This window comes from Gracilibacillus sp. JCM 18966 (genome assembly GCF_055392695.1).
Map to the genome: position 1 here is coordinate 1,446,687 of NZ_AP043883.1, position 15,290 is coordinate 1,461,976.

At 39.4% G+C, this 15,290-nt stretch carries 15 protein-coding genes; 5 read left to right on the top strand and 10 right to left on the bottom strand.

Features of this window, described 5'->3' with window-relative positions; all coding sequences use genetic code 11:
- Window positions 1-26: 26 nt before the first annotated feature.
- Entirely contained in the window at window positions 27-458 is a 432-nt protein-coding gene (locus ACZ5N5_RS07025) for a MarR family winged helix-turn-helix transcriptional regulator (protein ID WP_109983188.1), read from the bottom strand.
- Window positions 459-598: 140 nt separating this feature from the next.
- Between ACZ5N5_RS07025 and ACZ5N5_RS07030 the strand changes: the two genes are divergently transcribed.
- Window positions 599-1,822 carry an MFS transporter gene (locus ACZ5N5_RS07030; protein ID WP_464373538.1) on the top strand — a complete coding sequence of 408 codons (1,224 nt, stop codon included), beginning with the start codon at window positions 599-601 and terminating at the stop codon, window positions 1,820-1,822.
- 43 nt (window positions 1,823-1,865) lie between these two features.
- On the opposite strand, the gene ACZ5N5_RS07035 is transcribed toward ACZ5N5_RS07030, so the two are convergent.
- Window positions 1,866-2,165 carry a phospholipase gene (locus tag ACZ5N5_RS07035; RefSeq protein ID WP_054788109.1) on the bottom strand — a complete coding sequence of 100 codons (300 nt, stop codon included), beginning with the start codon at window positions 2,163-2,165 and terminating at the stop codon, window positions 1,866-1,868.
- Window positions 2,166-2,323: 158 nt separating this feature from the next.
- Between ACZ5N5_RS07035 and ACZ5N5_RS07040 the strand changes: the two genes are divergently transcribed.
- Window positions 2,324-4,375: a catalase gene (locus ACZ5N5_RS07040; protein WP_464373539.1), complete on the top strand. Its 2,052-nt coding sequence runs from the start codon at window positions 2,324-2,326 to the stop codon at window positions 4,373-4,375.
- Between the two features lie 113 nt (window positions 4,376-4,488).
- Window positions 4,489-5,505 carry a DUF3231 family protein gene (locus tag ACZ5N5_RS07045; protein WP_464373540.1) on the top strand — a complete coding sequence of 339 codons (1,017 nt, stop codon included), beginning with the start codon at window positions 4,489-4,491 and terminating at the stop codon, window positions 5,503-5,505.
- A gap of 87 nt (window positions 5,506-5,592) precedes the next feature.
- Here the strand turns inward: ACZ5N5_RS07045 and ACZ5N5_RS07050 are convergent, their stop codons facing one another.
- The 6 genes from ACZ5N5_RS07050 to ACZ5N5_RS07075 form a co-directional block, all read right to left on the bottom strand.
- Complete coding sequence (locus tag ACZ5N5_RS07050) at window positions 5,593-5,772, bottom strand: hypothetical protein (protein ID WP_109983184.1); 180 nt, start codon at window positions 5,770-5,772, stop codon at window positions 5,593-5,595.
- Window positions 5,773-5,964: 192 nt separating this feature from the next.
- Complete coding sequence (locus ACZ5N5_RS07055) at window positions 5,965-6,831, bottom strand: SDR family oxidoreductase (protein ID WP_109983183.1); 867 nt, start codon at window positions 6,829-6,831, stop codon at window positions 5,965-5,967.
- A 10-nt stretch (window positions 6,832-6,841) separates the two neighbouring features.
- Window positions 6,842-7,024 (bottom strand): small, acid-soluble spore protein, H family, encoded by a 183-nt coding sequence (locus ACZ5N5_RS07060; protein WP_054788108.1) that lies wholly within the window; start codon window positions 7,022-7,024, stop codon window positions 6,842-6,844.
- A 128-nt stretch (window positions 7,025-7,152) separates the two neighbouring features.
- Window positions 7,153-7,800: an SIMPL domain-containing protein gene (locus ACZ5N5_RS07065; protein WP_054788107.1), complete on the bottom strand. Its 648-nt coding sequence runs from the start codon at window positions 7,798-7,800 to the stop codon at window positions 7,153-7,155.
- Window positions 7,801-8,266: 466 nt separating this feature from the next.
- Entirely contained in the window at window positions 8,267-9,715 is a 1,449-nt protein-coding gene (locus ACZ5N5_RS07070; RefSeq protein ID WP_464373541.1) for an IS6 family transposase, read from the bottom strand.
- Between the two features lie 204 nt (window positions 9,716-9,919).
- On the bottom strand, window positions 9,920-11,392 hold the full coding sequence (locus ACZ5N5_RS07075; RefSeq protein ID WP_277678403.1) for a phospholipase D family protein: 1,473 nt from the start codon (window positions 11,390-11,392) through the stop codon (window positions 9,920-9,922).
- A 163-nt stretch (window positions 11,393-11,555) separates the two neighbouring features.
- On the opposite strand from ACZ5N5_RS07075, the gene ACZ5N5_RS07080 reads away from it, so the two are divergent.
- Window positions 11,556-12,509: a D-2-hydroxyacid dehydrogenase gene (locus ACZ5N5_RS07080; RefSeq protein WP_464373542.1), complete on the top strand. Its 954-nt coding sequence runs from the start codon at window positions 11,556-11,558 to the stop codon at window positions 12,507-12,509.
- A 38-nt stretch (window positions 12,510-12,547) separates the two neighbouring features.
- On the opposite strand, the gene ACZ5N5_RS07085 is transcribed toward ACZ5N5_RS07080, so the two are convergent.
- Window positions 12,548-13,231, bottom strand: a complete 684-nt coding sequence (locus ACZ5N5_RS07085) for a DUF421 domain-containing protein (protein ID WP_464373543.1) — start codon at window positions 13,229-13,231, stop codon at window positions 12,548-12,550.
- 125 nt (window positions 13,232-13,356) lie between these two features.
- Here ACZ5N5_RS07085 and ACZ5N5_RS07090 point away from each other — a divergent pair, with 125 nt between their 5' ends.
- Entirely contained in the window at window positions 13,357-14,067 is a 711-nt protein-coding gene (locus ACZ5N5_RS07090) for an EcsC family protein (RefSeq protein WP_109983179.1), read from the top strand.
- Between the two features lie 30 nt (window positions 14,068-14,097).
- Here the strand turns inward: ACZ5N5_RS07090 and ACZ5N5_RS07095 are convergent, their stop codons facing one another.
- Complete coding sequence (locus ACZ5N5_RS07095) at window positions 14,098-15,267, bottom strand: MFS transporter (protein WP_277678405.1); 1,170 nt, start codon at window positions 15,265-15,267, stop codon at window positions 14,098-14,100.
- Window positions 15,268-15,290: the final 23 nt, after the last annotated feature.

The following is a 15,290-nucleotide window of genomic DNA, read 5'->3' on the forward strand; positions in this document are numbered from 1 at the left end:
TCCTTAAAGGAGGCATCTCCTTTAGATTATGGTTTCAAACGTTCCACCACATGTTGATTATATTTTTGAAGAAGCTTCCCAAATGCTAGTTGTTCTTCTTCCGACCAATCCTCTAATATCTTACCTAATCTTTCAAAACGTCTTTGTTTATTTTTATCAAGCTCCTCTTCTCCTAATGTGGTGATTTGATAAAAATAGGCTCTTTTATCCTGTGGATTAGGTATTCGTTGAACATAGCTTTTCGATTCAAGTGCTGCTGCTTGTCTACTAATGGTAGAGATATCTAATTGCAAGGCTTCTGCCAAGCTCTTCACCCCTGATGGTCCATTGGATGATAAGATTCGTAAGATAATATAAGCAGAGCGCTCAAGCTGATCATTTCTTTTCTCAGAAATAACGATCCTTCGAATAAAATCGGTAATTTCCTTTTCAATTAATTCAAGTGATGGTTGACTCACAGACCGATGCCTCCTTTCATTTATTAGGAGCTTATTTCTATTATATCAAACTTGACAAAAAATGATATTTAGTTGTATTATACAATAATATTGGTTGTAATGCGCAACTAAAATGGAAAGTTTAGATGAGGAGTTTTTTGATGTCCATTCATACCGCAACAGAGTCTTCCTTGGAAACAAAACCTAGTATTCTTACTCAGCCTAAAGCAGTGTGGGCTGTTTTTTTCGCTTGTATTATTGCTTTCATGGGCTTAGGACTTGTTGACCCCATTTTACCAGCCATTGCGAGTCAACTCCACGCATCACCAAGTGAGGTAACCTTATTATTTACGAGCTATAATGCGATTATGGCGATTGCTATGCTCGTTACAGGTACGATTACTTCGCGAATCGGGATGAAAGGTAGCTTGCTTGCCGGGATTATTATTATTGCTTTATTTTCTGCCTTGGGTGGCTTATCTAATGGAATTTGGGAACTAGTTCTACTACGAGGGGGATGGGGCTTAGGAAATGCGCTCTTTGTCGCAACGGCATTAAGTGCTATCGTCACACTTTCTCCAAGTGGGAATGCGAAAGCAATTATTTTATACGAAGCAGCGATTGGTCTTGGGATTTCCGTCGGGCCACTGATTGGCGGAGCATTAGGGGCGATTTCTTGGCGTGGCCCATTTTTAGGTGTAGCGTCCTTAATGATTATCGCCTTTTTAGCGTTGAGTCTGCTGATGCCAAGCACAAAACCTCGACAATCTTTAGCACGAAAAAAAGTCTCTCTATTGGATCCCTTTCGTGCATTGAAGCACCGCTCACTCTTTGTACTTGGCATGACGGCCGCATTATATAATTTTGGCTTTTTTACATTACTGGCTTATGCTCCATTTGTTTTACATTTAGATGAGCATGGCTTAGGTTATGTATTTTTAGGTTGGGGGCTATTACTAGCGATTACCTCCGTATTTATGGCACCTAAACTACAAAAATGGTTTGGCACGATAAGGTCTATGTGTATGATGTTAATTTTATTCGCTATGGTGCTTTTATCGATGGGTATATGGAACTCTACCCAGTCACTACTTATTGTGGCAGTGATACTTGCAGGCGGTCTACTAGGAAATAACAATACATTGATTACAACAGCGGTCATGAATGCAAGTCCTGTAGAACGTCCAACTGCATCGGCCGCGTATAGCTTCTTGCGTTTTCTAGGTGGCGCGATTGCTCCATTTACGGCTGGGAAATTAGCAGAGATCTACAATTCAAGTGTTCCTTTTTATGTAGGTGCAGGCTTTGTATTTTTATCGGTCCTATTTATATGGATGAATCGAAGCCATGTCCATCATGTAGATGAGGTAGAAAGTTCTCATTAAGAAGCAGGCTGTCCTTCAGAGGACAGCCTTTTATGTTTACAGATTAACTCTGCCTATCCTTGCCCATTCCACAACGGAAAAAGGTTTGTAGCTGCATATAGCGATAAAGTAGGTGGGCGTGTCTCCCCTTTTCTGTACGATGGTTCACCATGGAACGAATTTGATGTAGAAAAGCTTTGTCACAAGCACATCGATTGGGATTTCGCTGATAGCATTCATCATGCCGCTTACAAGCTGCATCTACCTCATTAATAGGTGCACCAGGACCACTACAGCCGGGCCCACACCAATTGTACCCTTTTGGTATACATAGACGAGGCTTACTTTTTCTTTCGGAAAACAAAGGAATCACTTCCTTTCTGTTCTTAATGTAGTTTATTACATTGGATAATTGCTTGTATATGCTCCTATCTCCATCAAAATTATATTGGTCATGTTTGCTCCTGCTATCGTCAGGGAATAGGATTTATGGCAATATTTTAAGGAGGAGGAAGAAACAACATGAGTAATGAACGAAATGTGAATGGGGCAGACAATAAGAAGGAACAATTAGAACAGTTTACAACCGATGATCGTCATAAGAAAATGACAACAAATCAAGGGTTGAAGGTTTCTGAAGATGAGTTTTCCTTAAAAGTAGGGGAACGTGGTCCAACGATCATGGAGGATTTTCATTTCCGCGAAAAAATGACACACTTTGACCATGAAAGAATTCCTGAAAGAATCGTACATGCTCGTGGTTATTCTGCTCACGGTGAATTTCAAGTATATCATTCAATGAAGGAATATACGAAAGCAGGTTTCCTCCAAGATCCAGATAAGACAACACCAGTTTTTGTACGTTTTTCTACCGTTGCGGGTAGTAAAGGTTCTGGTGAACTAGCTAGAGACGCAAGAGGTTTTGCAACAAAATTTTATACTGAGGAAGGCAATTACGATTTAGTCGGTAATAATATACCAGTATTTTTTATTCAGGATGCAATCAAATTTCCAGACTTAGTGCATGCGTTAAAGCCTGAGCCACATAATGAAATGCCACAAGCTGCAACGGCCCATGATACATTTTGGGATTTCGTTGGTAATAATCAGGAATCGGCGCATATGGTGATGTGGGCAATGTCTGATCGAGCTATTCCTAGAAGCTTTCGAATGATGGAAGGCTTCGGAGTTCATACCTTTCGTTTTGTGAATGAAGAAGGAAAGTCCCATTTTGTTAAATTCCATTGGAAGCCCGTTCTAGGTACGCATTCGGTTGTATGGGACGAGGCTCAAAAGCTCAATGGTAAGGATCCGGACTTTCATCGAAGAGATTTATGGGAAGCGATTGAAGCAGGAGATTATCCTGAATATGAATTAGGGGTACAGATGATTCCAGAGAAAGATGAATTTACATTTGATTTCGATATTTTAGATCCAACCAAGCTCTGGCCAGAGGAGGATGTTCCTGTTCAACTGATTGGGAAAATGACATTGAATCGCAATGTGGATAATGTCTTTGCAGAAACAGAACAGGTTGCCTTTCATCCTGGACATGTCGTCCCTGGGATTGACTTTACCAACGATCCATTGTTACAAGGTCGATTATTTTCTTATACAGATACACAGCTGATCCGTTTAGGAGGACCGAATTTCCATGAGCTTCCGATAAATCGTCCGGTATGCCCATTTCATAATAATCAGCGGGATGGTTATGGCAGACAGACGATTAATCGTGGACCAGTAAGCTATCATAACAATTCACTGGCACAGAACACGCCAGAAACATCGACAGAAGAAGAAGGTGGCTATAAGCATTATGATGAGAAAGTCGATGGTCATAAGATCAGGGCAAGAAGTGGAAGTTTTAAAGATCATTTTTCTCAAGCTACCCTATTCTGGAATAGTATGAGCAAGGCGGAGAAGGAGCATATGATCAATGCCTTCAGTTTTGAGCTTGGGAAGGTAGAGAATACCTCTGTAAGGGAGCAGGTTGTGGAGATGTTTTCCCATGTAAGTACTGAGCTCACACATGGATTTGCGAAGGCAATAGGGGTAGAACCACCTAAGGAAAAAGAGATCACCGTGACAAAGTCCTCCCCAGCACTAAGCCAGGAGAATACAGCAAAAAGACCAGAAACACGGAAAGTTGCTGTAATAGTCGGAAAAGGCTTTAATGGTGCAGAGCTTCAAACGGTTGTTAACACATTAAAGCGAGAGGGGGTTCATACTGAAATTCTAAGTAATACTTTAGGTACAGTCAAAGGTTCAGATGGCGTGGAATTAGCAGTAGATCAAACCTTTTTAACTGCAGATTCTGTCCTGTTTGACGCAGCCTATGCAGTGACTGGAAGTGAGGAGGATAAAAGCTTTTATAAGAAGGCTGCCTTATTTGTTTATGAAGCATTCTCGCACTTTAAACCAATTGGGGCAACACAAGAAGGCCAAAAGCTTTTAGAGGTAGAAGAAATGAAGCATAGTCCTGGTGTGATCATTGGAGATGAGCCACAGGAATTTGCGAATCAATTTATCGATGCAATAGCATCACATAGGTTTTGGAATCGAAAGGTTATGTAATAAATGAGGAGCCAGGGGTTTAAAGCCTCTGGTTTTTTTACATGGATTTCTCATATTTTTTCCGCTAATGGGAAAAGCTATTCCTTGACGTATTTCATTTGGGGGGTAGTGTAATGAGCAATAATCATCATAATACGAATAGATTAACTTCAGCAGAAATGGGGAAGCTTTGGGTGGCTTATACAGGGAATACGATGGCGACATGTGTGCTTAGTTACTATCTTCAGCATGTCGAAGATCGAGATATTAAAAAGGTTGTGGCAAAAGCATTAAAGCTAAGCGAAAAGCTGGTAAATAATATTAGAGATATATTCATGCAAGAAAAATTCCCTATACCAATTGGTTTTACCGAGGAAGATGTAAACTTAGGCGCACCTCGGTTATTTGCGGATGAGTTTTATCTCCATTACTTGAAGTATACAAGTAAGGCTGGTATGAGTATTTATGCTATTGCTATCCCCATTATGACGAGAAAAGATACGAGAAACTTGTTTATTGAAACGTTTCATGAAACAGAAAAATTGATCAATGAGGTAAATGATACATTAATGAAGAAAGGCTTCTATACACCGCCGCCTCAAATCCCAATACCAGAAAAGGTGGACTTTATCAGCAAGCAAAATTATTTAAATGGGTTTTTTGGAGATATTCGATCCCTTCATGCACTAGAAATTGCCCATCTGTATGATGATAATGAAAATAACACAGCTAGTAAGGCTTTATTAATTGGTTTCAGCCAAGTAGCAAAAAATGAAAAAGTGAAAAAATTTATGTTAAAAGGAAAGGAAATAACGGCTAACCATATTGAGGCGTGTTCACAAATGCTGAATAAGGAACATTTGCCAACCCAACCTTTACTAGATGACTTAGTAACGACTTCTAATTTTGCTCCTTTTTCCGATAAGCTAATGCTTTGGCATAAAATAGACATGTTCTCCATGAAGATTCGATCCTACGCTAATGCTGCATCACTCAATGGAAGGCGTGACCTGGGTGTGATGCACGGTCGGTTTATGGTGGATATAGGGAAATATGTGCAGTCTGGTGCCAATATTATGATTGACCATGGTTGGATGGAACAGCCACCAAAAGCAACGAATCGTAAAGAACTAACAGATAATAAGGAATAGTTTTGGTGTTCCATCAAAATGCGGACATCTAAAGACAAAGGAACACATTCGCGAGAGAAGCGAATGTGTTCCTTTGGAAAACAATGTTTAGACTTTTGATTTAATCTTATCCAATAATCGTACTTTCCCAGTGCCTTCACATGTAGAGCAAGCAAGCTCCCCTTCGCCTCCACAATTCTCACATTTGTGAATGCCATAATCAATACCTTCTCCTGAGCATTTGCGGCAGCGGACTAACCCTTCACCATTACAACTGTTACATCTCATTGTTAATTCCTCCTTTTGAATTTTAAAACAAATGAGACAACGACTTGTTGTATAACAGGTATTGCTAGTTAATAAATACCCCGTTTATCACTTGTTAATCCTAAAAATTGGATTTGTTTATAAAATGTAACATTGTTGTAATAATAACGAAAAAGCTAAAATGAAAATTCCATTCTGGCTTCCTTCTTTCGCTTAAGAGGAAGTCCATGATCCGCCATTAATATGAATAGCCTGTCCTGTCATATAAGAGGACTCGTCGGAAGCTAGCATCACATACGGCCATGCATGCTCTGATGGTTGACCAGGTCGTCCCATTAAACCATCCTGACCAAATTCCTCTACCGCATCTTCATCAAACGATGCAGGGATAAGTGGTGTCCATACAGGTCCTGGTGCAACGGAATTTGCTCGGATCCCTTTTTTGGCTAAGCTCTGAGCAATACTACGGGTAAATGCTGTGATGGCTCCTTTTGTTGCGGAATAATCCATGAGTATTCCATTCCCTTTATAGGCATTTATTGACGAAGTACTAATGATGGAATCACCAGCTCTCATATGTTTTACTGCAGCTTTCGTTAAATAGAACTGTGAGAAGAAATTTGTACGGAATACCTCTTCCATTTGTTCATTCGAAATGTCTAATACATCTTCTTTGATATATTGAATGGCGGCATTATTCACAAGAATATTTAGTTGTCCAAATTCGTCTACCGTCTTCTCGACAAGATGTACACAGTGTTCGGGATCTTTAATATCCCCAGGCAAGAGTAAGCACTTCACACCCTCTCTTTCGACTAACTTTTTGGTCTCTTCGGCATCATTATCTTCATCAAAATAAGAGATGGCAAGATTGGCTCCTTCCTTTGCATAAACAATCGCAACTGCACGACCAATTCCACTGTCTCCACCAGTAATAAGAGCCGTTTTGCCCTTCAATCTACCGACACCTTTATAGTCCAATGGCTTATGTGGCAATGGATTCATTTGTGATTCGATTCCTGGCTGTCTCTCTTGCTTCTGTCTCGGTGTAGATCCGTTTTGCATATCCCTTGGATTCATTGTTTACCTCCTATTCTTCTTCGTATAGCTCTGTCACGTCTACTTCAAATACTTCATCCGATTGTTTCGTATATCTTACTAAGACATTTTGGGTATCGTCATCTACATCGATAATATAAACATATTGCCCATTATGAAGAACATCCTTCATCACTGGATCGTCCTTAATCTCTTTTGCGCGCATTACATTCATGTTCATTACCTCCTTTGATCGGTTTGTTCTTCCTGTTCATCTCATTACCGCGATGGAAAGACTTTAAACATTTCCTGGGTAATTGCAATATAAATGTAAAAAAGCTCGTCAAAGAGACGAGCGGAATGCTAGCAATAGTAGGTGAATTTCATTTCTATATTTGCTTCTATTTCTATTTGTCCAGGCTCGATTGGGGTAGTAGCATTGCTTGCTTTCAAACTATAGGCTTGGAAGGGCTGTGGTCTACTAGGCATGAGCTCGGTAATGTGGAAGGGGACAGGAAAGAGTTGCACACGAATAGTTTGGGTCATAGTTTGTGCTTTTTGATAAGCGTTTTGTATAGCGAGTTGGAGTGCTTGTCGATAGTAGCGATGATCATCACTTAATGTAAAAACGATATTAGAAATATGATTTGCCCCATTTTGAACGGCTGTGTCGATTATTAGTCCGGTCTGAGCTAAATCTGTCACTCTTATCGATAGCCTATTAGTTACCTGATAACCTTTAAGGACAGGATTCCCATCCTGATAGTCGTATTGGGGATAAATTGAATACTCGATTGTTTGGATATTTTCTTGAGTAATAGGAATAGACAGCAGTGCCTGATAGAGCCGATTCATGATAATAGCATTCTCTTCCTGTGCAGTTAACGCATCTGCTGCCTCTGTTACCACTCCTGATTCCAATTCGGCTACATCTGGTCGTACTTGTAACATGCCCGTACCAAAAACCTTTAGAGAAGGTTGATTCCATTCTTTATGAAAATGATTGGACATTCTCTCCCTCCATTCTTTTTCGATAATTTAGTCTATTCGTGGAACTGTAAAAAATTCTATGAAAACTAAATGGGATAGAAATAAAGTTCCAGATAATAAGGTGAAGTTGTAGATTATAATTTAAAATGGTTGGGAATTCAAGAAGAAAAAAATTAGCACCAGAGAGTGGAGATAAACGAGGCCGTGTCAAATAAACCAGTGCTTTTACTACACTGGCTACTGTGACCTGCTCTGCTGTCGGCCGCCACCCTTGACTTTGTTTGCGGTCGAGGTAGTGGTTCCGTTGGCGGATGGCAAAAATAAAGCCTATACGGCTCCCATCCGCACATCTAGCGTACCACGGCCGATCCCTTCTAAGCTCCCAATAGCTGGGGCCCCGTCCCCAACCATTGGAGCTAAGAAGGGGCACGACAGTCAAGGGCAAGCAGTTTCGCTGTGGCTAAGTGGTTAGCCATTAGGTTGTAGGTTAAGCAGATGTCTTTTCTGCCAAGAACTTCTCAGCTAACGCCAGTAGTTGTACCCATTTACCAGGCATGAACTGGATATTAGCTAATTCAGGAAGCGTCACAGGTACCTTTTGCTCCAATGAGGCATGAGGACGTAAAAAGTTAAAATAAGCCACAAATAAGGTGACAAAAGATACGGATCCAGCTTCTGAACCAAACCCAGTCGTAGGACGATAGTTGCCTTTGAACGTACGGTTTAAGCGCTCAATGATTTGTTTTAACGGTCGATACTCTTTTGACACCGGATCTTCATTGGTTAAGCCAATCACACGAGTGATATCAAAGTGGATGTCATGTTGCGCAAAGTAATGCTGTGCCAAGATGTAAATAGGATTACCATCTACTACAAAGTTCAAGTTGTCAGGGAGTTTATCTTTCTCACCAAACTTTTGTAAGACATCATCTATCGCGCGAACAGCGACTTCTGTATCACGATGCGGCGATACAGGATAAGCTAGGATGAGCTTTTTCACCGCATCAAAGAAAAAGACAAGATAATGCCAGCGCCCTTTGACACGGATGTAGGTTTCATCGCCACAAAAGCTGTTTGATAGCTGATAAGGATAATGGTCGACAAAGGGTTTCATCCGAAGTGCCACACTGTTTATGTAGTTAAGAATCGTTTGGTGGGAGACCTTCACCCCATGGATATCGTACATCATGGCAGCTGTTTTGCGGGCACCGATCCCGTAATTGACATAATACGTTAAGATCAATCCTAAAACGTGTGGAGAAGCGTGAATACGAGACAAATCCACTTTAGGTTGAACGGGAGATGTAGCTGCCATCGGCTGGAAATCAAAACGAAAAGCACGAAAGAGATACCGCACCTTAAATGCTTGCGGATCTTCTTTAAAACGTTGCTTCTCTTCTTTGGTCATATGGCGTAAGTTACGTTGATAAAAAGAACAACCGTTGTTCTTACATTTGTAAATATCAAAATCTTTACGTTCTTTAATGCGTTCTAGCACGTGAGAACAATGGGGACATTTAAGGATAGCTTCTTTCGCAAAACGATTCTTTTGATTAAATAAACAATCACACACCTTACACAAATACTGTCCTTTGTCTCCATTATTGGCATAAAGGTAATCAGAAGGAGCTGTACATTTTGGGCAGGTGAGCGTCGCTGGAACTTTCACCACACTATTTTTCCGGCGGGCGACAGGCTTTAATACCTTGCCATATTGAAGGTGGTACGCCTTCAATAATTGTTGAAAATCTAGTTTTTCCAGCTTTTCGATGATGGGCATCTCATCGACTTGTAATTTTCGATAAGGTTGATTGAGAGGTTCATCATAAGCTGGTCGAGCAATAGATTTACCTAACACCATGCCTAGTAAAGCATAAATAATTCGTTCTTGATACTTGATATATTGAAGTAAATAGTATATAAATTGAGGTAACAACTTGTCACAACCTTTCTTAGGGATTTTGAGTGTGTGGTTACCTCATAAATACCCTATTTTGAAGGGGGTGGCAAGTTTTTTTGTGTAAAAAGTTATTAAATCAAGCTTAAAAGCTATTTGGGTAAGAAATATTTTGACAATACGCTATTCGTAGAGGGGGGAGAAATATGTGAATCTGAGAAAAAGTAGCTTAGGAAATTAGCTCTAATAAGTAGTAAACATCGTAAATTTTTGCAAGGTATAGCCTATTTTTCGTACGATGTTTATCGAATCGGCATATTCCTTATACGCTAAAGTATAGACAGCATCCTCATTATTCCAAATTCTGCGGAAATATTGATCGACCTCCTGTACTACTTTCTGGTGATTAGCCGAAGAGATCGAGAGGTTACTCTCTAAATTATAATTATTGAGATTTCTCGCAGTGAAATTGCTAGAGCCGATTACTATCTCACTCGTGTCCTGACCATGAACATAAAAAATCTTAGAATGATACTGCTCTTTGTTGATGTTATACCACCTAATCGTAATATTTTCTGAATGATCATTCTGTAATTCACTAGCAACAGGGATATTCGGTAATCCTACCTTTTCATTGCCAAAAGCATTTTGATTCGGATCAAGAATGATTCTAATCGATGCTCCACGGTCAGCAGCGTCTTTTAGTGAGTCAATAATCGTTCGGTCTGCTAAATAAAACATGCCAATCCAAATTTCATCTTCGGCTGTTGTGTCCTTTATCACTTGAATCACCCTTTTCTCTGTTTGTTTCTCTGTAACAATTTGTGCTTGAATAGCATCTTTTTTTGATGAGGTAGTTGTTTCAAGCAATGTGTCTAATTCCTTTTCGGTTGGAAATAAGGAGGTGTTCCCTCCAGAAAATGCGGCAACAGCTTGTTCAGATTCAATGAGGTCTTTTAGGATAGCACCCTTTACTTTAAAGCCAACATTAGAGTGAAAGCCACTCGCATCATGAGGATTACCTGATAATATCAATCCATTGTCCTCCGAAATAACGACTTTACGATGGTTTGCTTTAATATTTAATAGCTTTAAGTAAGAACGTGCGGTAACATTTGGAGACTTATTACCAAATGGATTGGTGATCCAGCCAGTACCTTCTTGACCAAACCACTTGACAAACATTCGCCAAAAACCAGAATAAAGCGGGTTGGGATCTCTTAATCTATTTAAATCCGTATAGATGACTTCTGCACCTATTTGACTTAATGGCTCTATATGCTGAGCCTTATGAGATCCGTAGGTTGTATTAATTGGATCTGTAATAAAGATAATTTCTAGATCAGGGTATTTTTCCTTCTGTTTCATTATTTTTTGCCGAATGGTGCGACTAATAGGAGGGAAGTCTCTTCCTATAGCCGACGTTTCATTCATCATGAAAAAATCAAGGATTAAAAATTCCTCCGCATTTTCGATCGTTTGATAAACTTCTTCAAATATTTCTTGTTCGTGTATTTCCTTTCCATTCTTTTGATAGGTTAAATCATATAAAAATTCTATCTCACTATCGGTCAAATGGTGAATATTGCCTTTGTAGTTGATTCCCTTAGGTAGAGGCTTCTGTTGATGGTAGAAAATAGTACTAATATAGATAATCGATAACACAAAGAGGACCCAAAGTGATCTTTTTTGATGCCATTTATGACGTTTCTTCATCGCTGCTTGCTCCTTCAAAAAAATTAAAGTCTATTATCTATACCCTCTTTTTATACTTCTATCCCCTTGATTTTTCATCATGAAAAATGAATCTATTTTAATAATCATCTATAATATAAGATGGGAAGAATATTCAAATGATTAACTAAAAATAGGAGGATTTATGACGACTCGGACGATTGCAGTAAACCTCGATTTGAAGGAGAAGGAGCTAGAATGGATACAGAATCATGCCCAAGATTGGAATGTTATAGCTGGTGCTGATTTGTCAGCTGAAGAGTTATTACAAGCAGAGATTATATTGAATTGGGAAAAAGGAGTAAGAGATATTTTATCAGAGAGTAATAGGTTAAGGTGGGTGCAAACATGGAGTGCAGGTGTCAACCGTCTTCCGTTAGAACAATTAAAAGCAAAGGGAATCCATCTAACGAGTGCGAATGGTGTCCATGCCTATCCTATTTCTGAGACGATTTTTGCCATGTTATTAGGCTTTACTCGAAGAATAGATACCTATGTCCGTCAACAGCAGCTGAAGAAATGGGAGCATGCGAATTTAAGAAAAGAGATTCATGAAAAAACAATAGGAATTCTTGGTATTGGTGCGATTGGATTAGAGACGGCAAGAATAGCGAAGGCATTCGGAATGAAGGTGCTAGGAATGCGTTATTCTGGAAGGTCAGCAGAATATGTTGATCAAATGTATAAACCAAAGGAGTTGGATAAATTATTACCACAGTGTGACTATGTGGTGATCACCCTTCCCTTAACAGAACAAACGAAGGATATGTTTACCACTAAGGAATTCAAACTAATGAAAGAGAACGCATTCCTTGTTAATATTGGTCGAGGGCCGATTATAAAAGAAGCTGATTTAATACAAGCATTAGAAAAAAACGAAATAGCAGGAGCAGGCCTGGATGTTTTTGTCGAAGAACCATTAGCTGTCGATAGTCCACTTTGGGAAATGGAAAATGTGATTATTACACCACATACAGCAGGTTCAACAGAATATTATACGGAACGTGTGATCAGGGATATTTTTCTGCCTAATTTCAAGGCCTATCTCCAAACAGGTAAGCCGACGACCAACCTTGTAAATTACAGTAGAGGATATTAGATCCCTTCATCTTCCATCAATGGGGTGAAGGGACCCCCTTATTTAATTGGTGGTACAAATAAGGGGTTTTGATTGAATTTTGAAATATGTAAATCCTTCTGGCGGTTAATCGAAGCAAAGAATACATCCTCTAGCTGTTCAATATTAGACTCATGCAATTTCTTTATTAACCATTCCTTATCCACATGTAGTGCAGGAAGAACATCCTCCATGATTTTTCCTTCCAATACAACAGGAAAGGAAATAGGTAATGGGGAAGACTTTGCCTTTAAGACACTCAATTCACCGTTTGCTTCAATTATGGCTGTCTCCACTTCTCTTATGTCGAATATTTCATTATTTCGTAGCATTTCCAATATGTTAGAAACCGTGTACCCTATTTTCTTTAAGTTTTGATTTAAAAATATTCCATCCTGGATGACAATCGTTGCTTCAAATGTTACTGCCTGATCTACCTTTTGACTTGCTATTTTTAGATGGGCAACCGTTTTTTGCAATAGGGCGATTACGATAATTGCAAAAATAGTTGGTAGATGGTTAATATTGGGGTCGGCGATATCTGCTCCAACTACCGATGCTAAGGTTATAATAACTAAGAAATCGAAAACGGGTAATTCCCCTACTGCTCGTTTACCCATGAATAGTGTGATCACGAGTAATAAAGGCAAAATGGTTAGGACTCTCCATCCAACGAGTAATAGGTCTTTCAGTAAATCCTCCATCTGTTTTCACCTCAAATAATTGTGTATTGCTATTTTTTCCACCTCCTTAGGATCCATGCATAATTAGGAAACCTTTTTCAATTTCCTTCGTATAAGAAGTAAACAAAGAATGGAGCGATTGATTCATGAATGACTATGAAGAAAAAGTATATCAAGAAATGATGGAATGGGAGCTAAAATTACTTAGAAACAAAAGTATGGTCCAGAGGCTTTCTAAAAAGGCTCAGAACAAGATAAATAGTTATATACCAGAGAAAGCCCACACCGTCATAACAGAAGCTATCAAACATATGGTGAAGGCAACCCTTGTTGGATCTGACTTTACCACTTCAAAAAAGCCTAGTAGCTTATACTCATTGGAAGAAAAGGAAAAATTAGTCGAAGAAAAAATCACTTCTTATCGAAAAACAGCAGCAATAGAAGGAGCGGGTACTGGTGCAGGAGGTATCCTTTTAGGACTTGCTGATTTCCCCTTACTGCTATCGATTAAAATGAAGCTTTTGTTTGAATTAGCCTCTATCTATGGATATGATACCAAAAATTATGAAGAGCGATTATTTTTGCTACACATTTTTCAACTTGCCTTTGCAAACGATGATCGTAAAAGAGAGGTATACTATTTTATCAAACATTGGGAGGAAGAAAAGGAGAAGCTAGTCGATGTGGATTGGCGCGTTTTCCAACAGGAATATCGTGATTATATTGATTTAGTAAAATTATTTCAGATGATTCCAGGTATTGGGGCGGTCGTCGGCGCATATGCCAATTATAATCTTGTCGACCAGCTCGGAGAAACGGCAAAAAATTGCTATCGACTTCGGATTTTTGGTGAATAGCATAAATTAACCCTTCCGTCGATAGAAATTTTATTCAGAATAGACAGTTTTCTTTTGAAGCTTCACATAATAGTAGTAAATACCTAATGCTAATATCGATAGGATAATTCCAGAAACATAAGGCAAATAAATAGCTAGTCCGTATAGCATTCCGCCCAGGGAGGGCCCGATAATTCGACCTAATGAATCAAAGGAAGACAGCATACCTGTTACCTGGCCATAGCCTGATTTTGCCTTTTTCGTTAGTAAGGAAGAAACGGCAGGGCGAATCAAGCCATTTCCAATTCCGAAAATCGTTAAAAAGATAGCAGCCGTCAAGAAGCTGTTCACTAACAGAATTGTCGCAAAGCCAATGGTGGAAACGATAATACCAATTTGAATAACATTGCCTTCCCCGAATTTTTTCGTCATTTTACCGACAAGTCCGCCTTGTACAACGGCTCCCGCTAAGCCCATGATCATAAAAATATAGCCAAGCTCCGTTGTTCCTAATCCTGCTTTGTCATCGGCAAAATAGGCAAAAGTAGCCTCAAGACCAGCAAGAGAAATCGACACAAACCATTGTAGTACAAACAATGGAGCGGTTGGATCCTTGATTGCCTTTAAGAAGGAAGGTCGCTTTCTTTGTTGCTCGACTGCTTGATCTTTATCCAGTGACTCCTTCAACACAAGCATAACGAGTATTAAGGTAATAAGGGAAGAGCCTCCCGCTAACAAAAATGGGGTCGAAAGATTATTTTCTGAAAAAATACCACCAATCGCTGGTCCAAAAATAAACCCTAATCCAACAGAGGCCCCGATAATCCCCATCCCTTTACTGCGGTTCTCTTCTGTTGTGATATCTGCCACATATGCCATGACAGTAGGCATATTCGCAGCCGAAAGAAATCCACCGATAATTCTAGCAGCAAATAGCATCCATAAATGGGAAGCAAAGGCCATTAGAAAAAAGGATAAAGCAAGACCTGAGATCCCTAATAATAAAACAGGCTTTCTCCCTATGCGATCAGAGATTCTCCCCCACATTGGTGAGAATAGAAATTGCATTAAAGAATAAACAGACATCAATAAGCCTAATTCCAGCGGAGATGCCCCTAACTCCTCTGCATAAAAAGGTAGAACCGGAATAATAATCCCAAATCCGACCATAACTAGAAACATTACAGCAAATAATATCGCTAAAACTTTTTTAGATTTCACAGATGTTCACTCCAACTGAATAG

Bases quoted from the DNA above. Each gene is read 5' to 3' on its own strand.
- ACZ5N5_RS07060 (WP_054788108.1), bottom strand. From the start codon at position 7,024: ATGAATGTAATGCGCGCAAAAGAGATTAAGGACGATCCAGTGATGAAG.
- ACZ5N5_RS07090 (WP_109983179.1), top strand. From the start codon at position 13,357: ATGAATGACTATGAAGAAAAAGTATATCAAGAAATGATGGAATGGGAG.
- ACZ5N5_RS07055 (WP_109983183.1), bottom strand. From the start codon at position 6,831: ATGAATCCAAGGGATATGCAAAACGGATCTACACCGAGACAGAAGCAA.
- ACZ5N5_RS07030 (WP_464373538.1), top strand. From the start codon at position 599: ATGTCCATTCATACCGCAACAGAGTCTTCCTTGGAAACAAAACCTAGT.
- ACZ5N5_RS07080 (WP_464373542.1), top strand. From the start codon at position 11,556: ATGACGACTCGGACGATTGCAGTAAACCTCGATTTGAAGGAGAAGGAG.
- ACZ5N5_RS07050 (WP_109983184.1), bottom strand. From the start codon at position 5,772: ATGAGATGTAACAGTTGTAATGGTGAAGGGTTAGTCCGCTGCCGCAAA.
- ACZ5N5_RS07065 (WP_054788107.1), bottom strand. From the start codon at position 7,800: ATGTCCAATCATTTTCATAAAGAATGGAATCAACCTTCTCTAAAGGTT.
- ACZ5N5_RS07040 (WP_464373539.1), top strand. From the start codon at position 2,324: ATGAGTAATGAACGAAATGTGAATGGGGCAGACAATAAGAAGGAACAA.
- ACZ5N5_RS07075 (WP_277678403.1), bottom strand. From the start codon at position 11,392: ATGAAGAAACGTCATAAATGGCATCAAAAAAGATCACTTTGGGTCCTC.
- ACZ5N5_RS07045 (WP_464373540.1), top strand. From the start codon at position 4,489: ATGAGCAATAATCATCATAATACGAATAGATTAACTTCAGCAGAAATG.
- ACZ5N5_RS07085 (WP_464373543.1), bottom strand. From the start codon at position 13,231: ATGGAGGATTTACTGAAAGACCTATTACTCGTTGGATGGAGAGTCCTA.